The sequence below is a fragment of the Nocardia abscessus NBRC 100374 genome (assembly GCF_000308455.1).
GTDB classification, from domain to species: domain Bacteria; phylum Actinomycetota; class Actinomycetes; order Mycobacteriales; family Mycobacteriaceae; genus Nocardia; species Nocardia abscessus.
Genome location: NZ_BAFP01000257.1, coordinates 1 through 21,683 on the forward strand (window position 1 = coordinate 1; position 21,683 = coordinate 21,683).

At 63.7% G+C, this 21,683-nt stretch carries 22 protein-coding genes and 2 pseudogenes; 10 read left to right on the forward strand and 14 right to left on the reverse strand.

The window, feature by feature from the left end; all coding sequences use genetic code 11:
* The 3 genes and pseudogenes from ON19_RS31890 to ON19_RS42395 all read left to right on the forward strand — a co-directional run.
* Nucleotides 1-248, forward strand: a pseudogene (locus ON19_RS31890) (pentachlorophenol monooxygenase); the annotation flags it as partial.
* Nucleotides 249-281: 33 nt separating this feature from the next.
* Nucleotides 282-1,052: a hypothetical protein gene (locus ON19_RS31895; RefSeq protein ID WP_043701296.1), complete on the forward strand. Its 771-nt coding sequence runs from the start codon at nucleotides 282-284 to the stop codon at nucleotides 1,050-1,052.
* A 165-nt stretch (nucleotides 1,053-1,217) separates the two neighbouring features.
* Entirely contained in the window at nucleotides 1,218-1,736 is a 519-nt protein-coding gene (locus ON19_RS42395) for a hypothetical protein (RefSeq protein ID WP_157229930.1), read from the forward strand.
* A 508-nt stretch (nucleotides 1,737-2,244) separates the two neighbouring features.
* On the opposite strand, the gene ON19_RS39385 is transcribed toward ON19_RS42395, so the two are convergent.
* Entirely contained in the window at nucleotides 2,245-2,835 is a 591-nt protein-coding gene (locus ON19_RS39385; protein ID WP_169334239.1) for a DUF4328 domain-containing protein, read from the reverse strand.
* Nucleotides 2,829-3,749 carry a hypothetical protein gene (locus ON19_RS44150; RefSeq protein WP_227954798.1) on the reverse strand — a complete coding sequence of 307 codons (921 nt, stop codon included), beginning with the start codon at nucleotides 3,747-3,749 and terminating at the stop codon, nucleotides 2,829-2,831. The genes ON19_RS39385 and ON19_RS44150 overlap by 7 nt, the downstream gene beginning before the upstream one ends.
* Nucleotides 3,750-4,123: 374 nt before the next feature.
* Between ON19_RS44150 and ON19_RS31920 the strand changes: the two genes are divergently transcribed.
* Nucleotides 4,124-5,068, forward strand: a complete 945-nt coding sequence (locus tag ON19_RS31920; RefSeq protein WP_169334240.1) for an AraC-like ligand-binding domain-containing protein — start codon at nucleotides 4,124-4,126, stop codon at nucleotides 5,066-5,068.
* A gap of 32 nt (nucleotides 5,069-5,100) precedes the next feature.
* On the opposite strand, the pseudogene ON19_RS31925 reads toward ON19_RS31920, so the two are convergent.
* Nucleotides 5,101-5,478: pseudogene (locus tag ON19_RS31925) on the reverse strand (SDR family NAD(P)-dependent oxidoreductase); the annotation flags it as partial.
* A gap of 179 nt (nucleotides 5,479-5,657) precedes the next feature.
* Nucleotides 5,658-6,254, reverse strand: a complete 597-nt coding sequence (locus ON19_RS31930; RefSeq protein WP_051169511.1) for a TetR/AcrR family transcriptional regulator — start codon at nucleotides 6,252-6,254, stop codon at nucleotides 5,658-5,660.
* A gap of 77 nt (nucleotides 6,255-6,331) precedes the next feature.
* On the opposite strand from ON19_RS31930, the gene ON19_RS31935 reads away from it, so the two are divergent.
* The 4 genes from ON19_RS31935 (at nucleotide 6,332) to ON19_RS31950 (ending at nucleotide 9,390) form a co-directional block, all read left to right on the forward strand.
* The gene (locus ON19_RS31935; RefSeq protein WP_218006509.1) at nucleotides 6,332-6,706 is read left to right on the forward strand and encodes a DsrE family protein; all 375 of its coding nucleotides are present in this window, start codon (nucleotides 6,332-6,334) and stop codon (nucleotides 6,704-6,706) included.
* A 2-nt stretch (nucleotides 6,707-6,708) separates the two neighbouring features.
* The gene (locus tag ON19_RS31940) at nucleotides 6,709-7,317 is read left to right on the forward strand and encodes a pyridoxamine 5'-phosphate oxidase family protein (RefSeq protein ID WP_043701305.1); all 609 of its coding nucleotides are present in this window, start codon (nucleotides 6,709-6,711) and stop codon (nucleotides 7,315-7,317) included.
* Nucleotides 7,318-7,478: 161 nt separating this feature from the next.
* Nucleotides 7,479-7,748, forward strand: coding sequence for a serine hydrolase domain-containing protein (locus ON19_RS44155; protein ID WP_043701306.1), 270 nt, complete (start codon nucleotides 7,479-7,481; stop codon nucleotides 7,746-7,748).
* Between the two features lie 241 nt (nucleotides 7,749-7,989).
* A complete protein-coding gene (locus ON19_RS31950; RefSeq protein WP_083899772.1) occupies nucleotides 7,990-9,390 on the forward strand; it encodes a carotenoid oxygenase family protein in 1,401 nt (466 codons plus the stop codon).
* 451 nt (nucleotides 9,391-9,841) lie between these two features.
* On the opposite strand, the gene ON19_RS40955 is transcribed toward ON19_RS31950, so the two are convergent.
* From ON19_RS40955 to ON19_RS31990, 8 genes are all read right to left on the reverse strand, one after another.
* Nucleotides 9,842-11,083: a glycosyltransferase gene (locus ON19_RS40955; protein ID WP_157229931.1), complete on the reverse strand. Its 1,242-nt coding sequence runs from the start codon at nucleotides 11,081-11,083 to the stop codon at nucleotides 9,842-9,844.
* Between the two features lie 134 nt (nucleotides 11,084-11,217).
* The gene (locus ON19_RS39825) at nucleotides 11,218-12,270 is read right to left on the reverse strand and encodes a zinc-dependent alcohol dehydrogenase (RefSeq protein WP_083899775.1); all 1,053 of its coding nucleotides are present in this window, start codon (nucleotides 12,268-12,270) and stop codon (nucleotides 11,218-11,220) included.
* A 43-nt stretch (nucleotides 12,271-12,313) separates the two neighbouring features.
* Nucleotides 12,314-13,108 carry a sugar phosphate isomerase/epimerase family protein gene (locus ON19_RS31965; RefSeq protein ID WP_043701311.1) on the reverse strand — a complete coding sequence of 265 codons (795 nt, stop codon included), beginning with the start codon at nucleotides 13,106-13,108 and terminating at the stop codon, nucleotides 12,314-12,316.
* The gene (locus ON19_RS31970; protein ID WP_083899777.1) at nucleotides 13,105-14,226 is read right to left on the reverse strand and encodes an alcohol dehydrogenase catalytic domain-containing protein; all 1,122 of its coding nucleotides are present in this window, start codon (nucleotides 14,224-14,226) and stop codon (nucleotides 13,105-13,107) included. Before ON19_RS31970 ends, ON19_RS31965 begins: the two co-directional genes overlap by 4 nt.
* Complete coding sequence (locus ON19_RS31975; RefSeq protein WP_043701312.1) at nucleotides 14,223-15,212, reverse strand: ROK family protein; 990 nt, start codon at nucleotides 15,210-15,212, stop codon at nucleotides 14,223-14,225. Before ON19_RS31975 ends, ON19_RS31970 begins: the two co-directional genes overlap by 4 nt.
* On the reverse strand, nucleotides 15,209-15,868 hold the full coding sequence (locus ON19_RS31980; protein WP_051169515.1) for an HAD-IA family hydrolase: 660 nt from the start codon (nucleotides 15,866-15,868) through the stop codon (nucleotides 15,209-15,211). The genes ON19_RS31975 and ON19_RS31980 overlap by 4 nt, the downstream gene beginning before the upstream one ends.
* 17 nt (nucleotides 15,869-15,885) lie before the next feature.
* On the reverse strand, nucleotides 15,886-16,620 hold the full coding sequence (locus tag ON19_RS31985) for an SDR family NAD(P)-dependent oxidoreductase (RefSeq protein WP_043701314.1): 735 nt from the start codon (nucleotides 16,618-16,620) through the stop codon (nucleotides 15,886-15,888).
* Nucleotides 16,621-16,629: 9 nt separating this feature from the next.
* Nucleotides 16,630-17,790 carry a sedoheptulose 7-phosphate cyclase gene (locus ON19_RS31990; protein WP_255218434.1) on the reverse strand — a complete coding sequence of 387 codons (1,161 nt, stop codon included), beginning with the start codon at nucleotides 17,788-17,790 and terminating at the stop codon, nucleotides 16,630-16,632.
* Between the two features lie 832 nt (nucleotides 17,791-18,622).
* Between ON19_RS31990 and ON19_RS31995 the strand changes: the two genes are divergently transcribed.
* Nucleotides 18,623-19,084 (forward strand): hypothetical protein, encoded by a 462-nt coding sequence (locus ON19_RS31995; RefSeq protein WP_227954799.1) that lies wholly within the window; start codon nucleotides 18,623-18,625, stop codon nucleotides 19,082-19,084.
* A gap of 132 nt (nucleotides 19,085-19,216) precedes the next feature.
* On the opposite strand, the gene ON19_RS32000 is transcribed toward ON19_RS31995, so the two are convergent.
* Together ON19_RS32000 and ON19_RS44865 are read right to left on the reverse strand one after the other, a co-directional pair.
* On the reverse strand, nucleotides 19,217-19,684 hold the full coding sequence (locus tag ON19_RS32000) for a nuclear transport factor 2 family protein (RefSeq protein WP_051169516.1): 468 nt from the start codon (nucleotides 19,682-19,684) through the stop codon (nucleotides 19,217-19,219).
* A 408-nt stretch (nucleotides 19,685-20,092) separates the two neighbouring features.
* Complete coding sequence (locus ON19_RS44865; protein ID WP_368854289.1) at nucleotides 20,093-20,554, reverse strand: alpha/beta hydrolase; 462 nt, start codon at nucleotides 20,552-20,554, stop codon at nucleotides 20,093-20,095.
* On the opposite strand from ON19_RS44865, the gene ON19_RS32010 reads away from it, so the two are divergent.
* The gene (locus ON19_RS32010) at nucleotides 20,466-21,536 is read left to right on the forward strand and encodes a hypothetical protein (protein ID WP_043701319.1); all 1,071 of its coding nucleotides are present in this window, start codon (nucleotides 20,466-20,468) and stop codon (nucleotides 21,534-21,536) included. The two genes, ON19_RS44865 and ON19_RS32010, sit on opposite strands and share 89 nt — an antisense overlap.
* Nucleotides 21,537-21,683: the final 147 nt, after the last annotated feature.

The following is a 21,683-nucleotide window of genomic DNA, read 5'->3' on the forward strand; positions in this document are numbered from 1 at the left end:
CCGTCACGGCCGCGACGACGCTGTCGCGGGTGCTGGCCGGTGAACCGGAAAGCCTGCTCGACGACTACGCCGACGCCCGGCGCCGCACCGCGGCAACCGTGGTGTCCACAGCGAGCCGGCTCACCGACCTGGCCACCGCATCGGCACGCGTGCGACCGATGCGCAACACCGCCATGGCGCTGGCGGGCAAGGCCGCGCCCGTGCGCAACCGGCTGGCCTGGCGGCTGTCCGGGCTCGACCGCCGCTGAACTCCAGGACCTACGCGAGAACGGAAAACCGCCGTGAAGATCGTCAACGACCACCTGGCCGTCAAGGCGCGCCTCAGCACGCCCACAGAGAACGGATTTTTGCTGCTGGCAGCCGAAACAGGCGGCTGGGCCGGGCCGTTCCCGCTGCCTGCCCGATCACGACGCCGCGTCTCGGCCAGGCTCGGTACGCTCTGCGCGCGGCTGGCTCACCGAGCCGATGTCCTCGAGGCGACAGCGTTCCGGGCGGCACTGCGGCCTCCCGGCGAGGGTGGCGAACTGTTGCGCCGGGCCGGAGTTCGTCCCGCCCGATACGACATCGTCGTACTCGTCCGCACCCGCACCGTCGCCGACCTCGACGCGGTCCGCGCCGACCCGGTATGGCAGGAATCGGTGGCGCTGCTGACCGGCAGCGCCCGGCACGTACACCAGATCGCCACGAGCAGTCCGGCCCGGATCGCCGATGTGGCCCACGATCTGGGTAACTGGTTTCTGTTCAACTACTTCCACTGCCCGAACCGCGACACCGTCTACGACGTCTGGGAATACACCGCGGGCTGGTTCCAGCGCACAACCGCACTGCCGGACTCGGTTCCGATGCGTCCACTGCCCGGCGAACCGGACGATTACACGCTCGTCAACCACGCCGGCTGGCCCACCCTGCGCGCCTTCCTGCCCAGCCTGCTGTTGCGGCCGAGCTTCCGCACCTTCGTCCTGGCCAACTTCGCCGCCAACGATATCGCCGCCCAGCCGATCATCTACCGGCTGATCAGCGCAACAGCGACCGCCGCGAACGCGAGGAGTTGAGGTGTGCGCGATTCGGCAGTACGAGTTCGGGTTCGCCGGAATGGTTGGTGTACGAGTCGGTTCCCGATCCGGTGGCAGGTGCGAGTGCATGACCTGAGTGGAACAACCGGCGACTGATTCGGAAAAGGCGCGAGTATCAGCGTATTCCAGTCGATCATCGACCGGGTGGGCAACAAAAGCGGCTGGGCCGCTTGGGTGCCGAAGCTCGCCGCCGTCTGTTTGGCGGCCATGCCGGTTCTCGCCGTCGGCATGGCGCTCGTCGGCTTTCGGGAAGGTGCTCTACAGTTCGCGATCATCCCTCTGGCATTCATCGGGATTGCTGTCTTCTTCGGCTACGCCTTCGCGCTGGCGAGCATCTCGGAGTCGTCTTGGTCGCTGATCCTGGCGATCTTCATAGCGGTTCCCGTCCTGCTCATCGGCCCGATCGCGGTGCAAGTAGCTCTGCAACCTCGTCACGGCTCTGCGGCCCGACGAGCGTCGGACCCGGACCATCTTGACGTGGGTCTGGGTCGGCGCCTACCTCTTGCTCACCGGCCTGGGTGCTCTGCACTGGCCGTACCGAAACTGGTGAACACCCGTGGCGCACGGCGGCGGCACACCGCTGTTCCCATCGCTGGACAAGCGCATCCCGCTCCGCATGGCTGTCAGGTCGTAAGCGAGGGGATCGCGCAACGCGAGGAGTAGGCGGGGGATAGTGACCGGCGGTCCGTCCAGGACGTCCGGGCTCGCTTCGTTTGCCTTGATCGCGTCGATTCGCACCTTCGCCGCGACCCGCCGATCCGGTGATTTCGCCCCAGCACGCTGTGACCAGATCAGCCCCCGCGACTCCAGATGCCGGATCATCGGCAGAAAGCGCTGGCTCATCTGCGGAGTCAACTGTCCTATCCGCTCCCCGTCGATGCGTACTTCGACATGGGGATCGGCTCGGCTGCCCTGCGCCGAAGTGTCCGTGCTCCTTTGTCACCTGGACGATCCCGAGCGCGGTGGTCTCGGGGGTGACCGGGCCCATACAAAGCACAGCAGCGACCACTCCGCAACCGGAGAGATCGCGACCAGTGGCTGCGCCGGCAAGCTTTCCACTGGCGGGGCGCCGTCGCCCTCGTCGCTACCTCGGCGAGTAGCCGGGTCCCCGGGCGACGCAACGCCATAGACGACGCATGCACAAGCGCCTTCTTCGGATATAGGGGCACGCCTAGGAAGTCGGCGCCTGCCAGGTGGGGTATCGCTGGTCCGCTGCCGCCTGTTGCCCGCCGTCGATCTGCCGGATGACCGGGACGAGCAGAGCCGCGGTCAGCGCGAAGAACGCCGTCGTCGCCCACCACAGGATCGGCTGCTGGAGCAAGAGCGCGAGCCAGGTCCATATCCAGGTCGTGAGCCAGCTCAGCCACCAGAACGCCACCAGCGGACTGTAGCCCGAGGCGGCGTCGCCCGCCACGGGCGTGCGGCTGGCTCGGTGCACGTCGCCGACGACAAGCGCGGGGAGGACAAGATTTCCGAGGGGAAGAAGCCAGCTGCCGATCGTCCAGCCACGCCTGAGCGTATGCGCACTCGGATCCAGGGGTTCGGCATTGATCCTGGCCCGCCACAACCAGCACAGGAATAGCGCGCCTGCGAGCGTCAGCGTGAACCCCCAAGCGAGGATTCCCAGGAGCGTGAGCGGTGCCCAAGCATCCATTGCGGCCTCGTATTCGGCCGTGCCGGTCGGAGTGTCACGCACCGTTTGATAGTGGGGCGAGGCGATGGCGATCAACGCGGGCCCGGCGACGACGGTACAGCTCAGCACCGCCGCGACGATGCCCAGGCCACCGCCCGGCGCGAGCTGCGGCACGGGGCGAACGCCCGGGACCGGATGATGACGGTCCGCCGGGCTGCTTCCTCGTCGAGTTGGGCCAGTTCGCCTTCAGCACCGGCGAGGCTTACTTGCAGGCCTTTGATCTCGCCGAGCCATCCCTCTCGCTCAGCTTCGCTGATCCGGTTGGTGAGGTTGTCTCGGATTTGTTCCAGCCGAGTGTGTTGTTGCGGATCCAGCCGCAGGAGCGCATATCGACACAGGCTTGTATGCACTTGATTCTCATGAGGCAGAACTTCTCCGGAGATTGAGCCGAACGTGGGCATTCCGGGTCCCGTTGCTGGCGTGGTGCGTGGGAGAGTGGAATCGATCTGGGCGAGTTTGTCTTTGACGCCGCTGTAGCTGATTCGGAGTCCTTTTACTTCACCGAGCCTGCCCTTGGCCAGGCGGGTGCTCACCCAGCTTTGCCTGGTGGTCCCGTCACCTCCGCGCCGCGGAGCCTTATCAGGGTTGATGTAGAGCCGAACACCCTTATACATCACTGTGTTCGGCGCATCGTCGTCGTTGTCCGGGTCGCCGGAGTCCGCAGGATCCGGCAGTTCCGCGATCTCCTCGATGACGATTTGTGCTCGCGCCGCGCTGGGATCAAACATCTCCTGAAATGGCCCGACGAACGACCCTCCGAGGCCGCGGTGCTTCGCCCGAATAGCCGCCCACCCGAACAGTGCCAACGGGCCCATGGTGGCGATCAGCACTAACAAGTCCCCGCCCATGCCCACGAGCGTACCGATGAGATCCTTCGCTCCGCTCGAGCTGCAACCGTACGCGTTGGCGATAGTGAAGTTCGGCGTGTGGACGAACTGGTTGTGCTGGTTCCATCCACCGACGTTGGCCACCGTATAGGCCACGCCCGACTGGCAGATGTTCGCCTGGTAGTTCCTTTCGGCGGCAGATGCAGGAGCGGCGCCGGCGGAGAGGCCGAGCAGCAGCAGCCCAGCGCCGATTCCGGCGGCAGAGCGGCGATACTTACAAGGGTGTGATCAGACCGAAGACCCACGCATGGCGCGGAGGATCATGCCCTGCAATAGGCATCGAGCTCGATCGCGCCGTGTCTCCCGCGCCCCGGGAGCGAGTCTCGGTGTCATGCACCCCCGGATCCGATACCGCAGCGGCCAGATCTGTCCAGACGGGCTTGATTGCTCGAATTCGCTTGTAGCACAATGGATAGCGACACAATCGCAAGGGGGTAGCGGTGTTGTTGCAAGAGTTCGACACTACCGAGTTGTCAGAGCGGGATCAGTTCGACTGTTGGCTCGACCACGTCAACAACGAGTTCTTCCCCATCCGCATCGACGCCGGCGGCCGGAGTGACGGATTCCCCGCGACGGGGCGATTACTGGCCTGGGAAGGTATGCACCTGTCGGCGTTGGCCAACCCCGGCGTCCGGGCCACCCGCGACGCGAAGATGATCCGACGTTCCGACCCGGAGGCATACCAAGTCAACTTCGTTTCCTCCGGCCGTACCCTGATACGCCAGGCCGGCAGAGAAGCACTGTGCGGAGTCAACGAATTCAACCTGCTCAACACCTCTCACCCATTCGACGGATGGCGGTCCTCCAACCTCGACAAACCTTATCTGAACCTGGTCCTGAGTCGAGAGCTGCTCGCGCTGCCTGCCAAGCACGTCGATCAACTGCTCGCCGTACCCATTCCGTCCGATCACGGAATCGGTGCGACCTTCGCCAGATGGCTGACCGAGCTAGCGACCCGCGCTGGGGAATACACCCCTGATCAGGCTCCCGCGCTCGCTTCGGTCACCCTCGAATTGCTCGCGGCCACGCTCGCGACACCCTTGCAGGCACACGACATGCTGACACCACAGGCGCGCCGCCGTGCTCTACACGCTCGGATTCATGAGTTCATCGAACAGCACCTCGGCGACCCCGATCTCACGCCCGGACAGGTAGCCCGCGCCCATCACATCTCCCTGCGCGCACTCCAGAAGTTGTTCGCAGACAACGACATCACTCCAGCCGAGTGGATACGCCGACGCCGCCTCCAACGCTGTCACCACGACCTGACCGACCCACACATGGCCATCCAGCCGATATACGCCATCGCTTACCGGTGGGGGTTCACCGACCCCGCCCACTTCAGCCGCTTGTTCCACCGCACCTACGGACAATCGCCCAGCGACTACCGGCACACCAACGGCGCGCACGAATGACCAAGGTGACGTATGTGGCGGCGTCGGAGGCCAGCCAGATCGCGGGTCAATCCGATGACCCCGGCTTCGCTGGCGCTGTAGCCGGCCTGCGGCAGACCTGCTGTGGTGAGCGCGATGATGCTGGCGATATCGATGATCGCCGAACCCGGCTCCATGACCTGTCCGCACGCCTGCGCGGCCCAGTAGGAGCCGTTGAGGTTGACGTCGACGACTTGGCGGAATTGCTCCGGCGTCTCGCGTACGGCAGACCGAGCGGTGCCGACACCGGCGTTGTCGACGAGTACAGCTATCTGCCCGAAGTGTTCGAGTGCGAGATCCACCATGCGCTGGTTCTGCTCGGGATCGGCTACGTCGTTTTCCGCGATCAGTGCTTCGCATCCGGCCTCCCGGACCAGTTGGGCAGATACCTCCCGGCTGAGGGGATCCGACGAGGACAAGTTCCCCTTCCAAGGTGCAGCCCCGCAGACCGCGCGATCGCTGTCGACGTTGTTCGCCCGGGACCCGGCCCGTGTTGCCTGGCACCCGGACGGTCAGCGGCGCATGCCGCTTGCCAACCACCCAGATAGTCCCGACCGGTCGTCGATGCCGCCTATTCGCCGTGGCATTCAGCTGCCGCCAGCAGGATGTCGGCTGCGTCGCGTGCTCTGTGCGCAGCCTGAGGATCGTCGTGCATGGCTGCGGTGACCATCGCGCCGTTGGCAAGAATCAGCAGCTGGTCGGCCAACGCTTCCGGAAGCGAGCAGTCGGCGACGAGATCGGACAGGTAGTCGCGCACCGCGAGTTTGTGCTGCCTGGCGATCCGGCCGACGTCATCGGATGTGCCGCCCAGCTCCCCGACCGTGTTGATGAACAGGCAGCCCCGGAAACCGGGATCGGCGAACCACTCGAACAGGAAGTCGAAAACGGCGAGCACCCGCTCTCGAGGCGTATCCGCATGTGCCTCGACGAACTGCGCGATCGCCGCGCGCACCTCACAGTCACGCTGCCCCAGAACGGCACGCACCAGATCTGCCTTCGAGGGGAAGTGCCGATAGAGACGCTTCAGCGGTACATCCGCGGCGTCGCGGATGGCGTCCATGCCCACCGCCTGTATCCCGCGGTCGTTGAACAACCGCTCGGCGGCGGCAAGCACCCGTAGCGCATCCGATTCATCCTGCACGGCCGACTCCCTTGCGTTGAGAACCATCGTTCTCCTATGCTAACCGTGTCGCTCGAGAACGAGCGTTCTCAGTTGAAGGAGAAGAATCTATGACCGGAGAAGCTGTGACCAAGACCGCGGTACTCGTGCTGAGCGACCCCAAAGGCGGCGACGAAGCTCTCGGTCGCGTGTTCAACGCACTCGCGGCTGCCTATGACTTCGATCAGGGCGGCGACGAGGTCCGCGTGCAGTTTCACGGTGCGGGTACCCGCTGGCCTGAATTGCTCAACGCGCCCGATCATCCCGCGTACGAGGTCTATCAAGCAGTACGCCATACCATCGCCGGTGCCTCATGCGGATGCGCCGACGTCTTCGGCAGCAGCCAGGGCGTGCAGGCCAGCGGTATCGACCTGATCAAGGACAACCCGCTGCCGGGCACCTCCGGCCTGGCCAGCCTGCGCGCCCTGGTCGACAACGGATACCGCATCCTGTCGTTCTGACCATGGAGCACTTCTTCGCCCTGACGTTCGGACCGGATGAGCAAGCGCATCAACGCAGGCAAGGTTCATACGGCCGCTACGAACGCTCACTTTCCGCCGCGCCCGTGCCCGATGGCATGGGCGCGGCGGAAGCCGAGTTCCTCACCCGTCGCGACAGCTTCTACCTCGCTTCGGTCGGAAGCAACGGCTGGCCCTACGTTCAGCATCGCGGCGGGCCGACAGGATTCGTGAAGGTGCTCGGCCCCACCCGATTGGCGTGGGCTGAGCGCACCGGCAACCGGCAATACATCACGGCCGGCCACCTCGACAACGACGACCGGGTCGCGATGATCGCAGTCGATTACCCGAACCGTAAGCGGCTCAAAATACTTGGGCATGCGCGGTTCGACCCCGATCCGGACCCCGAAATACTCGGCCGAGAAGACATCGACGGCAAATTCGAAGGGCTCATGACCGTCGAAGTCGTGGCCTTCGACTGGAACTGCCCGAAACTCATCACTCCACGGTTCACCGCAGACGAAGTACGCGATCTGACCGAACCGCTACGAGAACGCATCCAGCAGCTGGAAGTACAACTGGCCGCACAGCGAGCCGGCGCGGCCGACACCTGAGCCGTCTCCTTCCGGACGGCGCGGCGCGAAGGACCGGGATATCCCGCAGCAGCAGTTCGACGACACGCGCTCCCGCTCGACCCTGGAAATTCAGCCGAAGGAGCCACGTTCACCTGGCTCAGCCGCACATGCCCCGGCGTTGTAATAGAGGGTCGTTCCACGTGGCCATCGCCGCCGCGTGGGAAGAGGACACCATGGTCAACGTCTTATCGACGACCAAGACGATGGTGGCGTTGCGTGCGCTGATCTTGGCCGACCATGGCGAACGCGATCTGAACGCGCCGGTCGCCGAATATTGGCCGGAGTTCGCGGCGGGCGGCGAACAGGACGTGCGGGTGCGGCACCTGCTCGGCCCACACGGGGGGCTGAGGCCGCGAGCGCCTCGGCGACACCGGCGAATCGCACGTCGTATGAACCCCGCACCTCCATAGGCACGTGCGCACCCTAGAACGCTTTCTCACAAGCGAGCGAATGATTCACTCACCGCAACGGCCTCCCAGCCGCGCGATCCGCGAACGGACCGAGCTCGCAGCACGTCGCCGGCGATGTTTTTCCAACGCGCTGAGCTGGGAGTTCGGTGGGTGGCTGAGGGCGCCGGTAAGAACAAGACTGTTTGTTCGTGAATTGTCTCGGCATCCTGGCACGGCGACCCAGGGAAGGGGAGATCCACCGATGGCAAATCCGTCGAATGCCGATGTGCCACTGCATCTGGCCGGGAACAACGCGCCGGTTACCGAGGAATTCACCGTGGAACCGACGGAGGTGATCGGAGAGATACCCGCGGACCTGAACGGAGTGTTCGTGCGCAACGGTCCCAACCCGCGTACCGGGTGGTCACCGCACTATTTCGCCGGGGACGGCATGGTCCACGCGGTCGCCTTGGCGGACGGCCGGGCGCACTGGTACCGCAACCGCTACGTGCGTACCCCGCTCTATCACCACCCCGGCCGATCGCGCTTCGACCTCGGTTTCGACCCCGCGACCGCGACCATGGATTACCGGGTCACCACCGCCAACACCCACGTGATCGCCCACGCGGGCCGACTTCTGGCCCTCGAGGAAGGCGGCTTCCCCTACCAGCTCACCCCGGAGCTGGAGACCGTGGGACCGTTCACCTTCGACGGCGCGCTGCGAACACCGATGACCGCACACCCCAAGATCTGTCCCGAATCCGGCGAGTTGCTCTTCTTCGGTTACCAGCTGCGCCCTCCGTATCTGACCTACCACCGAGCATCACCCTCCGGCGAGCTGATCCAGACACAGCCGATCGACATTCCGCGAGCCACGATGATGCACGACTTCGCCGTAACCCGGCACCACGTGGTTTTCATGGACCTGCCGGTCGTGTTCGACAAGGCCACCCCCGGGTGGCGCTGGGACGACGGACATCACGCCCGGTTCGGGGTCATGGCCCGCACCGGTGGCCCGGTCCGCTGGTTCGACATCGAACCCTGCTATGTATGGCATACCCTCAACGCCTTCGAGGCCGACGGCACCATCACCCTCACCGGCACACGGGTGCCCGAACTGTGGCGGGCCGGTACCGACGATATCGGCGGCGGGCTGCCGCGCCTGCACCAGTGGCGCCTGAAGCTCGCCGAGGGCACCGTCACCGAACAGCAGGTGGACGACGCGGTGGTCGAGTACCCGCGCGTCGCCGACACCACGGTCGGGCACCGCCACCGCTTCGGTTACCTGACCAGCTTCTCGCTCGAAGCCCAACCACACCACTCCCGCATCTACCGCTACGACTTCGCAGACGGCGCCTCCCGGCGCACCCACCGACTACCCGACGGCCACACCTGCGGCGAGGCCGTATTCGTCCCGCGCCACCACGCAACGGACGAGGACGACGGATACCTGATGAGCTTCGCCCACAATCACATCCGCGGAAACGGCTACCTTCTGATCCTCGACGCCGCCGACCTCGACAGCCCGCCCCTCGCCGAAGTCCACCTACCCGTCCGAATCCCCACCGGCTTCCACGGCAGCTGGATCCCCACTCAACTCAATCTGAGGCTGGTCGACACGTGTCCGCTGTTGCCCGTGAGCTCGGCTTCACTCTACAAGTGAGCGAACTAGGCGGGCATATTCACCAGTGAGGCGCGGCGGGTGAACCCACGACGGGAAGAGTTTCGAGGCTTCGAGCCGAAGGCCTGACGCGGTCTCAGGCAGCGAAACATATTGGGACAGACGAGCGCTCGTCTGCGGACTGGGACAAGCGCATCACGATCATCAACCGGTGCCGGATCTACCCAGACAGACGGGCCGTGCGTTGCCCGGAACCGATGCTGGCCGACGCGAATTCGGCATCGCGATGGACATGGCCGTCTACTTCTGCGACCCAGGCGCACCATGGCATTGCGGCACCAATGAGGACACCAATGGCCCTCTGCGCCATTACTTCTTACGGAACAGTGACCTTCGGTCCCATGATGCCGCAGCGCTCCAGGCGGTCGCGGACGAACTCGACGACCGTCCCCGCAAAGCACTGGACTGGGACCCGGATCTCTTCCGCGGCTGCTCAGCGGCGCCCCCCGTGCATCATATTGTCGTAGTCCGAAACCAGTCGTCCGATCAAATAATTCTCGGTTACCCGCTGCCTCCCTCTGCGGCCGAATTCGAGCCGGAGCGGTCGATCTTCACACAGGCGTACAACCGAGGCAATGAATTCGTCGTCGTCATCGATTCCGACGAGGAAGCCGTTTACGCCGTGGATCACTTGGCCGTCGAGCCCTCCGATTCGTGAAGCGACGATAGGTTTGGATTTGTACATCGCCTCTGTGACGGCCAACCCGAATCCCTCCTCGATACTTTTCTGTACGACGATGTCCGCGCGGCGCTGGAGAGCGTTCACCCGATACTCGTTCGAGTCACGGTCATTGCCCACCATGGCCATCGCCACGATATGAGTTCGCGCGCGGACATCGCTCGGTAGTGCGTGGAACACTCGGAGTACTTCATCGAGTTCCGCACGGCCCTCTGGGTCGTCGACCACCTCTCGGGGATCAGGTCCGGCAAGAACCAAGTGCACGTTTCGGCCGAAGTGTTCGGAGCACCGTAGTACAGCGGTAATCCCTTTGAGTGGATCCCAGCGACCCACCTGGAGCACGACGAGTGCCGACGAGGGAAGGGAATGTGCCTGCCAGACGCGACTGATTTCCGTCTCCACCGGGCCCGACTCGTAGAGTCCGAGTTCGGCGAGCCGTGTGTTGACCTGATCGGCTGTCATCGGGGCGTTCTTCGGTGAGTCGGCCCATATCGCGGGGCGGGCCTCCTCTACCACCCCGACAGGCGCGTCTTTCAAGTATTCACCATGGGTAACCACCACTCTCTCCACTGCTTGCAGATCAGCCGAGAAGTAGCGCCAAACAAGCGATTTCGCCCCTGAGGGATCCGATCGTGACCCTACGTGACAATGCCACATGACCCGAATACCGTGCAGGGCCAGCCCCGGCGCCAAACCCAGCGTTTGAGGGTCGTGCAAAACCACTACATCTCCAGGTCTGACCATCGCCACGATATCGGCAAGAGCAAGAGCCAGTGTTTCTCGGTACACGTCTCGATCTGCGCCGGCAGTCAACGGATCGGAGGGGGCGCCACGTCCGTGCAGCAAGTGATGGACATTTTTGGTGAAGGAATAGAACTGGGGGCCACCCCTCACCACAGCCCAGCCGAGGTCGTTCCGCCCACCATTGGAGCTGAATATGACGGCGCGAATGAGCTCAGCGACACCACCGCCGTTGGCACTGGTGTTGATGTGCACTGTCCAGGGTGCGCGACGGTCTCTTGGTTCGGCGATCCATTCAACGGCTACTTCTCGACTGTTCAATGCCCGGTCCTGTCAGTAGAGGGGGCGCCACCCACCCCGTAGGTTCGTCTCCCACACGATTCCTCCCACTATCGCCATGGATCCAAAAGGATCTTCGGCGCTCGCCGCGGTGCCGCCAACTCAGCGAACGCCAGTGCCGCGTGCTCCAGCGGTTCGACTCGATCGATCAGTGTGTGGGCGTCGAGTGTGCCCGATCCGAAAAGCCCCACGGCGTCCGGATAGTAGTCCAGGCCGTGCCGGATGCCTCGGATGCTCAACCCGGCAAGTACAAGCTTGTTGACGTCGATTCCGTCGGCTATCTCATCGCTGATTCCGATCACCGCGATCCGGGCACCGACCGCAGAGCCACGGATTGCCATCGCCAGGGCTTCCGGGCTTCCCGATGCCTCGACGACCACCGAATAAGATCCTTCTTCGAGCTCCGCCGGGTCGAATCTATCCGATGCCCCCAATCGACCTGCCAGTTCCAGCCCGTTTTCATCGATCCCGATCACAGACAACCGGGCGACCCTTCCTTTCAGCATCTGCAATGCGAGCAATCCGATTGTGCCGGTCCCGATGATCATGACAGTGTCCGAATGCCGTATGGACAACGCGTCGATTCCGGCCAACACCGTAACGGCAGGCTCGATCAGTACCGCCGCGTCGGCGTCGACGGTAGCGGGAAGGACTGTCAACGCGGTCGCTGGAACCATGACATAGTGAGCCGCAGCGCCCGCGCAACCGTACAGCCCTACTTCGACCATCCTGGTGCACTCGTTGCGCCGCCCCGTTTGGCAACCGCGACAGCTGCCGCACCAAATCATGGTCTGGCCCACCACTCGGTCCCCTGGAAGCACCGAATCGGCACCGCAGACCGCTTCCACTACGCCCGCCCATTCGTGCCCGTATCGCAGCGGGAAGGAAGCGCGCCCGTCTCGGATATAACGAGCCGCACCACGCAGAAGTTCTGAGTCGGTGCCGCACAGACCGACGCGCGCCACTCGGATCAAGACGTGTCCCGGCACCGGGTCCGGTATCGGAACTTCGACAAGCCGCACATGCTCGGGTTCCGTTATCACCGAAGCCCGCATCATGCCAGTGGGCCAATGTCCCGTCGACGGTCGCCCGGTCGCTTTCATGTTCACTCACCGTCCTCGTCGCTCGCAGGTGCACACGGCAAGCTCATCCTTCGGCTCGGCCGAGAAGGTCGCGCATCGCGGCGACGTCGGCATCCAACTTTCCGGCCACGTGTGCGTAATCGTTCTCCAGCAGTAGCGCTTTCGGCACGAAATGCGCCAGTACGTGATCGCGCACAAGGGTGGCGATCTGCTCACCAGTCAACCGCCGCCCCCGAGGCTCTTTGACATGTACCTCTGCGCAGACCCTCGACTGTGCCAGCAGATCACCCAAGAGCCTGCCGGGGTCATGACCGGCATCGATGGCGTTTCCGGTATCGACAACGAGGCTGAGATTCGGCCGATCGACCGCATGGTAAAGCCGGATCGCCTGCGCGCTTCCCAACGCACTCTCCGATGCGACGCCCATGCCTCGGGCGGCGGCCGACTCCGCGACCGGCCGCAAGAATGCGGCAGTAGCCATGAGCTGGCCGGCATCACCGATCGTGCTGGCACCGAAGCTGGGTATGTGGAGCGTTTCCGCTCCCAGGGCAGCCGCTACGTCCAGCGCCTTCATGGCCAGGCTCAGACAGTACGGGTTGACGCGGTTGTCTTCCGTGAAGATGCCGACGTCGTTCGCGTGGTTGAAGGCCAGGACCGGGACTGCCACGTCGGAGAGGAGGGGCAGCAAGCGGGACAGGCAGGCGCCGTCGCTGAGGACCGTTCCGCGGTGCGCGCCACCGAAGTCGAGATGAACTCGCCTGACACCGGCTCCGATCGCCTGCTCGATTGCCGCGACTCGATCGATGCTCAGGCGCCACTGCGGCAACGCCAGCTCGACTTGCTCGAGGTCATCTGTCATGGCTGCCAATCGGGCCGGATCGTGATGGCAGCCTTCACCACTCGCCGGCTTGCGAATCGCCGACTTGTCCCGTTGACCAATCCAGCCAGCATCGCCTCCGCCTCGGCGATATCGACGACGTGGGTCACGAGCGGCCGATACAGTTCCGGGTACCGTAGTAGTTCATCGACGGCTTCGATGAGATGCCGGTTCGCCACTCCCCGGTGACCGAAGACCGTGAGCGGCCCGGCGTTCGAGCGCGGGAAGGTTCGAAATACCGGCTGAGCCGGCTGTCCGCCGCAATTGGCGGCTCGGACAGCACCGACCGCGATCGCACCGTGCCTGGTAGTGATCGGGTCTCGATCCGATCCGGCATGCACATCCACATATAGCGTCGCGTCGCAGTGATCGATGATCGAAGCGATCACAGACGCGGTCGCGGTACGTGGGGTTGCGACGACTGCGGCGAGGGAATCCTTCGCCGTGCCGAGAAGATCCATGACCTCGGGATCTCCGCAACGGACCGATATCTCGGGCCCGGCCTGTGTTTTCGACCAGGCGAGTCCTGCTTCTGTGTGATGCACGTGCACGACGACCACACCAGGGTCACGATGTCGCCAATACCTGGCCGCCAAGTGTCCGATAGTGCCGTCGCCCCAGACGAGGAGGACCTTTGGCAGTTCCGACGCGGCAGCCATGGCTATTTCTCGGCCGTAGAGCACAGAAGCCAAGGGTTCGATCAGCGATGCCAGCTCGACCTCCGGAACCCGGGGCAGCTCCAAAACCAAACGTGCAGCGACAGCCTCCGCAGGGATCAGTACGCGCTGGGCCCAGAACCCGCGAACGTTGTGCCCGAGGAGGAATCGCGCGTCGGTCGGGTGGGTCGGGTTCACGGTGACCACCGCGGACGGCTCGTACGGTCCGCTGCCGCACCCCGCCGCGACGACCGTGGCGATTCCTTCGTGCCCCAGAACATCCGTGCGGTCCGACCGCAGTCCCTGAAGGATTTGCAGATCCGTGCCACAGATACCGGCGACAATCGGCGCGAGCAGTAGCTCACCTGGGCGGGGGATCGGTGTCGGCAGGTGCTCGAAACGCACCCCATCGCGAGAACGCACCAGCGCGGCATGTCGGCTCACCGGACCACCTGCAGCTCACCTGTCAACATTCGGACCGCGCCGTGCAGGTTGTCGACGTCCTGCGCGCCACACAAGCGAATGTGCTCCTCGAGCCATCGTTCGTCGCGGCCCCTGTCGACATAGGAGCGTTCCTCGCTCAGTTGACCGAACAACTCGGCACGGTAGTGCTCGCGAAGGTTCTCGACGACGCCGCCGCCGATACCGACAAGGTCGAGATGCGGCACGATGCACCACAGCGTCCGCAGTAGTTCCGCGATCGGCGCGATGGCGATCCGGAGTACCTTCCGCGCAGTTGGGTCACGATCGGTCAGCCGGTTGGCGAATCCGTATTCGAAGTCGGTTCCACAGTCCAGCCCCGCTTGCTCGGCGAGGCGACGAATCCCCGGGCCGGAGGACACCGAGCCGATGTGGCCGATCGCACCGCACTCACAGGCAGGCAAGGCCGGTGGTTGTATCCCAGCAGGGAACTGGGCAAGGCAGTGCCCTACCTCTCCCTGCATGCCCCAGCCGTCAACCGGGATGCGCCGGCTGTTGATATCGGCCAGGCGAAGTCCGATTCCACTACTGACCGTGAGGTATCCGGCTTGCCGCGTGGCGTCCGTTGCGTACCGCGCGCAGAAGTCGGCGAGTCCGGCCGTCACGTCGTTGACTGCGTACCAACGGACGTCCGGCCGCACGCGGGTGAGTTCCGCGAGTAGATGGAACGGCTCCCTCGCGCTACCCCACAAGGGTGCCGAACCGTAGATGATTCCCTGCTCCTCATCCATGGCGGCTCCACACGACAGGGCCGCACACGCGCCGACGGGGACCTGCTCGGCGAGGAGGTCGATCAATCGCCTTCGCAGCGTGGAGACTTCTTCGTTCGGACAATTCAACAAGCTCGGCGACCGCATGCGGCGAGTCGATGGTGAACCGGTGACCTCGGCACCATGCCGCAGACGTATCCACGTGCCGCCCAGGTCGACCGCGTACATGACGGCCGTCATCGTCGCTCCGATCGGTCGGTGAATGTGACGTCGCCGCACAGTTGGTGCGTCGTGACCACGGACTTCGAGAAGTCGGCTATTCGCGGGATCAGGTGATCGAATTCGGCGAGATCGCCGACTGCGATTGTTCGGGCACCGCTGGCGATCCCGGCTCGAATTCCCGCGTGGGAATCCTCGAACACCAGACAATCGGCGATGTCCACCTCCAGCATGGCCGCCGCGTTCGAATAGCCTTGTGGGTCCGGCTTTCCGCGGACGATGTCCTCGGCGCTGACTAGGATCTCGGGGATCGGGATTCCGGCTGCCGCCATGCGATTCAATGCCAAAGTCCGACCTGCCGAGGTGACCACCGACCATGCGCTCGCCGGGATCGATCGCAAGAGGGCGGTCGCGCCGGGTATCTCGGCGATGCCCTCGACCGTGGTTTCCTCCTCGGCCACTATGCGCGCGGTTTCCCGACGCGCGATCACACCGTCGCCGATGAACTCGGAGACAGTGGTCCCGGTCGGACGTCCATGCGCGAAGGCCAGAACTTTGTCCGCATCCAGCCCGTGCCGCTCGGCGAAGGCGGTCCAGGTGCTGTGGACGACGGCGGTCGAGTCCACGAGAGTGCCGTCCATGTCGAACAGTAGTGCCGAGGCTTTGTATTCGAACACGTTTCACGTCCCTAGGTTCACGACAATGCACGAGATTGAGAAACAGGAACTCCGTCGTGGAGAGAGTGCCAGCTACCTCCTTTGGCGACGACGAAGACGTCGCCGGCCATATCTTTCGCACGGCTCTCCGCAAGGTTGCCCGCGAAGGGCTTGAAATCAGCGGGTGTCATGTAGTCGCTGTAGTCGAAGTCGGCGGGTCGCCGCGCTCGAATACCCGGCGTATCGACCATGCCCGCCGGCAGCACCTGCACGAACCGGATATCGTCCGCGTCCTCTTCCTGCGCTACCGACTCGACGAGCGACGCGGCCGCCGCTTTCGTCGCGGCATAACCGGATCTCGCGGGTCCCGCGTTGTACACGACCTCGGAAGACACGCTGAGGAATACGCCCGGTCCAGCCTGTCGCAGAGTCGGAATCATACTCTTCAGAACTATCCACAAGCCATGAAGGTTGATCTTCAGTTGATCGATCCAATCGCATTCGCTCACATCAGGGAAGTACTGCCGTTTGGACGTGTAATAGATGGACGAGTAACAGACCAGGTCGATGGTGTGCGGCAGTGTTCCCTCGATAACGGTCCGTGCCGCCGCAGCGTCCCGGAAATCGAGCTGACACCAGCGCAGTGATGTCGCGCCGTCGCCGACCGGTTCGGATCGGCTGTATACCGTGACGTCGAAGCCGCTGCCGGCCCAGGCGTCCGCAATGCCGCGCCCGATGCCAGTCGATCCGCCGACGACTATCGCATTACCCATGGACCGCTCCTAACGTATTATTTGCTCGGCTCCCGGCTTGCTGTATTCGAGACTGGCGCCTGCCAGCCAATGTATTGCGGATCGAATCTCTTCATCTGTGATGTCGTTCGCGAACTCGTATCGGCCTATGCCGGTCACCAGCGGTATCCTCTGCTTTCCGTCACGGTGTCGTATGGTGTCGGCCAGAGCTTGCAGCAAAAGACCTCGACTCTCGAGGATCGGATCCCACAGAGGAAGTCCCAGGTCCGCCATCGTCCGATAGATCCGGGTTGCCTCGTCATCGACGAGATAGCCACGTCGCAGGGATATCGCCGTGGTGAGCGCCATATCGAGGGAAACCGCTTCCCCGTGCAGCAAGGAGGGCAGAGCTCGCATCTCGATGGTCGGGCTGAAACTGTGTCCGAAGTCGACGCATCGCTCGAGCTCCGCTTCCCAGAGGTTCGGCTGAAGTTCTTCCAACATGAGGTGAACCGCTTCGGTCAGAATCCATTTGGCAGCGGATTCGAGGTCGGGGGTGGTTCCTCTGAACCGATCCTCCAAGACATCCCTACCGACGCTCTCGAGTGTGGCGAAAAGATTTTCTGATCGAACCAGCGCCATCTTCAAGATCTCGGATATTCCGTTACTCAGATGCCTCGAGGGAAGCGTGTTCAGGAAGGTTCGGTCGAGGAACGTTGTTTCAGCAGGAGCGTACGTTCCGAGCCGATTCTTCCCCGATCTGTAGTTGACACCGGATTTGACTCCGACTCCGGCATCGACCAGCCCGATGAGAGTTGTGGGGATCCTGATATAGGGAGTACCGCGTCGGTAGATGCTCGCCGCGAAGCCGACGATATCCATCAGGACGCCACCACCGATGGCCACGACCGGTTCGCGTCGGCGATCGATGCCGAACTCTTCCATCGCATCGATCACCTGTAGCGCCGTACCATAGCTTTTGCATGCCTCCCCGGACGGTAATGGGATAACAGTCGCCCGCATGTCATGCAGCTCGAAATATCTTCTGATTCTTTTACCATGCAGATCATCCACATTGCGGTCGATGACGACGAGTCGCCGCTTTTCTCTGTAGGATGCCCCCGCCATCCCTTCGGCTGCCGCAGTGCTAGTCGGACGAAATAGGTCATCGATCATCTCTACCGTGTAGCAGACGTGCTTGACCGCGCTCACGGTCCATATTCGACCACCGTTGTCGGCATAGCTCAGTCCGTCGTCATCAAATCCTTCAGCTTGCATATTGGTCCCCGCCTCTATCAACAACCCGAAACGCGCGCCGAACAGATTTGATCACAGGGGAGCCCGGCCGGACAGCGCTCCGCTTGATATAGCTCCCAGCGGTGCGCAGGAGCCGGATTGCGCAAGTCAGACGATTTTCGAGAATCGCCAGGTTATATGGATCGAATCGCGAGTAGGACCGAAGAAATTATCGACAGAACGGGAGAACACATGTCACCCTCCTCGAGGTCCAAATCAAATACTGATCCGTTACCTGAATCAAGGTCATCCCCGCCCATGGTAGCGCAGCTATTTCGATGGGAAGGGCCAATCGGCAACACCTCGTACGATGTGACCTGCATCACAGTGACCTCTGGTGACCCCTGCCGCGTCGAGCGGACATGGCGCGGAGGACACTGCGCAGCGTGTCCGATTGAACTGTGAAATGGTGGAGAACACTGGGCAATTCAGGACTTGTTGCACCTCGTCGGGAGTCCGGCAGCCCGGGCCGCGGAGGCGTCCGTCCACCACCGCGCGTTGCGTAGGCCGCACTCCTCACGATGTGAGTTCGCCCAGCGGCAGGATCTCAGCGGGCTGAAGCAGTTGCCGTTGCGCCGGAGCAGCGTCGGAGCTGAGAGGCGCAGAGCTGTAAAGGCTTCGGTCCTGATCGATGAGATCATCACCAGCATCTGTTCCGGATGTTACAGTGATTTCACTGACGCAACTACCGCCGTAACAGTGGCTGCTGGCGATCCGACAAGCCGGTATGGCTCTCAATCACGTGCAGATGCAACAGTTTTCGGCCCGCGCCGGTGTGATCGCAGCGATGGCCGCCGGGGTGGTCGGGCTCGCAGGGCCATCCACCGCCATCCCCCATGACCCAGGCATGCCGTTCTCGCCGACCCTGACGCGCCTGGTTCCGACCAGCTGTTCGGCGATCATCGACGCGGTCACCGTGCGGCAGGAGAAGCCTGGCACGTTCGGCGTGCGGGTGAACGTCACCCAAACCGGGGACAGCTGCTCGGACTGGAAGGTCGCTGTGCGCTTCAAGAACCTGGACACCGGGTACGCGGACGGGCAGCAGCACCGCGTCGTGAACGGTGTCGTCCAGAACACGGTGGACGGCGTGATCGTCGGTTTCGGCACGGCGCCGGGCGTCGGCCGGGTAGAGGCTCGCATCGTCGCGCTGGACTCCAACGACAAGGAGATGGAGCAGATCTCGGGTACGGCGACGTTCACACTGAGCTGAGCGCGGGTGCCGTGTCCAGTGATCGCTGGACACGACACACTCGGCGGATACAGCCGAACCTCCCCGGCGCTCGCCGGGCCTGGTTCGGCGGTGACTTCGATCGATGAGTGGACCAGCGCCGCGGCCACCCACTCACCTGATCGTTGAGTGCGCGGCCTCGGTTTCGGTGTTACCAGCTACGGCAGCACCACCGAAGACCTCGCGGTGCCCGCGCGCAGTGTCCATGTACTCGCGAACCCTGTGGATCAGGCCGTCCCGTAACTCGAAGACGAAGCAGTAGTCATTTCTGTAGGCGTTTCCGTTCGCCAACGTGGCACTCATCGTTTCCTCCACGATCACCCGGCTTCCGTCGAGGTAGAAGCCGCGAAAATCCACAGTGACGTTACCGACGAACAATCGCGTGAACTCGTGTGCAAGGAAGTCCGTAATCGCCTGCCGTCCGATCATGTGACTGGGAATGTCGAGCGCGACCGCGGTGGCGTTGCCCGCCGGAGCGAGCCATTCGGCGTCCTCGGTGAAAAACGGTGCAATCTGCTGGGCGTCGTGACTGGCGAACGCCCGCCACGCGGCCTGAACGATAGCCCGGTTGTCGGTGGTCATGGGCCAACAGTACAAATGTCGATACGCGACACGCTGGCGGGAAACGGACGAGATCATCTGCGTCCCGACTGCCTCACCGCGGGCAACAGAAGCCCCGCTGAAGCGACAACGAAGCTACGTGCAGTTGCAGTATCAGCCGACAGCGACAACACCATGTTCTCGGGACTGGACTGCTACACAGAGTGGCCGGTGACGCGTTGTCACACCGGGACGCAAGATTGTTCGGAGCCAGGCAGGCGAAAGCCTTCGCGTTGAGCGAAGAACCGGACGAAGCCCCCCGGGTCGCTGTCGAATCAGTGGCCATCGCCCGCGAAACCCGCTCGGAACGGACAATGAACGTCATCGTCGATGTCATCCGTGCCCTCGACCCTTGGAACCACCGACCACAGGTGCGTCAACTGCACGACGCTAGTAATAGGCACAGATGCCGCCACCGAAGCTTGCACCCAGCAGGCTGATCTCGTGCGCGCAGCTCGCCTCTCGCAAGTAGGCGACTGCGACGCGGATGTCATTGAGAATCATCGACAGCGTGAGTTCTTCCTGCCGTCCTTCGCTTTCGCCGTGACCGCGTAGATCGAAACGAAGAGACGCGACCCCAGCCTCAGCTAGGCCGTCCGCGAGGCGAGCGAAGAAAACCGCCTTCCTCTCTGGTGACTCCTCCGCCGTGTACCTGGTGAACCCATCGCGCAAGAGCAGCTCAGATGCGTCTCGACCAAGCGTCGTATGCTTGCCTCGACGGGATCGTGCCAGCGACCTCGAGCGAATCCCGCTGAGGTGAGGTATGACGCGCATGCGGATATTCCGGGTTGCCGACGTGGTAAAGCGGGGCGAGCAAGACCGCGAAACTATGGAGGCCGTCGTCACGATCATGCGGCGTCTGACCGCGGTTCTGTCGGGCTTCGACCCGAGTCTCGCGCGAGCGCTGCGGTTGCTGGCGCGACGCCTCTCCGAAGACGGACAGCAGGAGCAAGCCTTAGCCGCCGCCGAGGAATCCGTGCGAATCTGCCGCAACGGAATAGTCGCCCGGCGCTCCCGTCATGACGTCCCACTGGCGTGGTCACTGAGTGTGCAGGCCGACATCCTGGAGAGCCTGGGGCGCGGACAAGAGGCGGTGACCGCCGCCCGGGAGGCGGTCGCGTTGTGCCGAGATCGCCTACCCCGTGACCCTCGGCGGTTCGGACCCGCCCTGATGGTCGCGCTGGACACGGTTGCCCGATCCCTCGACACACTCGGTGAACCGCAGGAGGCGTTGTCCTTCGGCGAAGAACTCGTCCAGATTCTGCGCCGCCTGGCAGCACGCAGACCGCAGTACGACCGCACCCTGACCGGGGCCCTGCACCAGCTCGGAGTCTACTCATCAGGTGCGGGACAACTCACGGACGCGTTGCGCGCCACCGACGAAGCCGTTCAGCTCTACCACCGCCTCCAGGATCAGCAGCTGGAATCCTTGGCCCAGGAGCTGGCTTTGGCTTCCAGCAACCGGGACTTGTTTCTGGACCAGCTGGCGCGGGCGGGGAAGGTGGTCTTGGGGCCGTATCCGCTCTGCGCGGAGTGCGAGCGGACCAACGGTGGTCTGGTGGCGGTGCGGCATCGTCAACACCACGTACGGGCCGGCGGCAGGCAGTCCTGCGTCGACCACGGTCTGGCCGCGATCATCGCGACGCTGTGGGAACGTGGCTGCGATACGAGGAACTCCTGCCAGAATGTCGAAACCAAAGCGATGGTGGTGCCGGTGGCCGGGCAAGCCCGCCTAGCCGTGAACATACTGGCGGGCATGGGGATTCACGCCGATACGGTGGATTGCGCCGTGTATTTCTCCCTGCCTGCGGACCGACCGTCTATCCGTCCGTGAATCGGCAAACGAATCCTGTTGAACGATCCGTACATCCGGCCTGCGGTCATCGAAGTCGGCCAGGTCAGGTTGTTCGGGTGTGGTGCGGTCCTCGACGGTGCGGCTGAGAGCATGCGGTCCGAGACCTCCTTCCTCAGCCACCCGACA

Coding starts and splice junctions, on each gene's coding strand:
- ON19_RS31930 (WP_051169511.1), bottom strand. CDS start 6,254: ATGGTTCTCAACGCAAGGGAGTCGGCCGTGCAGGATGAATCGGATGCG.
- ON19_RS31940 (WP_043701305.1), top strand. CDS start 6,709: ATGGAGCACTTCTTCGCCCTGACGTTCGGACCGGATGAGCAAGCGCAT.
- ON19_RS31950 (WP_083899772.1), top strand. CDS start 7,990: ATGGCAAATCCGTCGAATGCCGATGTGCCACTGCATCTGGCCGGGAAC.
- ON19_RS39825 (WP_083899775.1), bottom strand. CDS start 12,270: ATGAAAGCGACCGGGCGACCGTCGACGGGACATTGGCCCACTGGCATG.
- ON19_RS31965 (WP_043701311.1), bottom strand. CDS start 13,108: ATGACAGATGACCTCGAGCAAGTCGAGCTGGCGTTGCCGCAGTGGCGC.
- ON19_RS31975 (WP_043701312.1), bottom strand. CDS start 15,212: ATGACGGCCGTCATGTACGCGGTCGACCTGGGCGGCACGTGGATACGT.
- ON19_RS31985 (WP_043701314.1), bottom strand. CDS start 16,620: ATGGGTAATGCGATAGTCGTCGGCGGATCGACTGGCATCGGGCGCGGC.
- ON19_RS31995 (WP_227954799.1), top strand. CDS start 18,623: ATGCAACAGTTTTCGGCCCGCGCCGGTGTGATCGCAGCGATGGCCGCC.
- ON19_RS32000 (WP_051169516.1), bottom strand. CDS start 19,684: ATGACCACCGACAACCGGGCTATCGTTCAGGCCGCGTGGCGGGCGTTC.
- ON19_RS32010 (WP_043701319.1), top strand. CDS start 20,466: ATGACGCGCATGCGGATATTCCGGGTTGCCGACGTGGTAAAGCGGGGC.
- ON19_RS44865 (WP_368854289.1), bottom strand. CDS start 20,554: ATGATCGTGACGACGGCCTCCATAGTTTCGCGGTCTTGCTCGCCCCGC.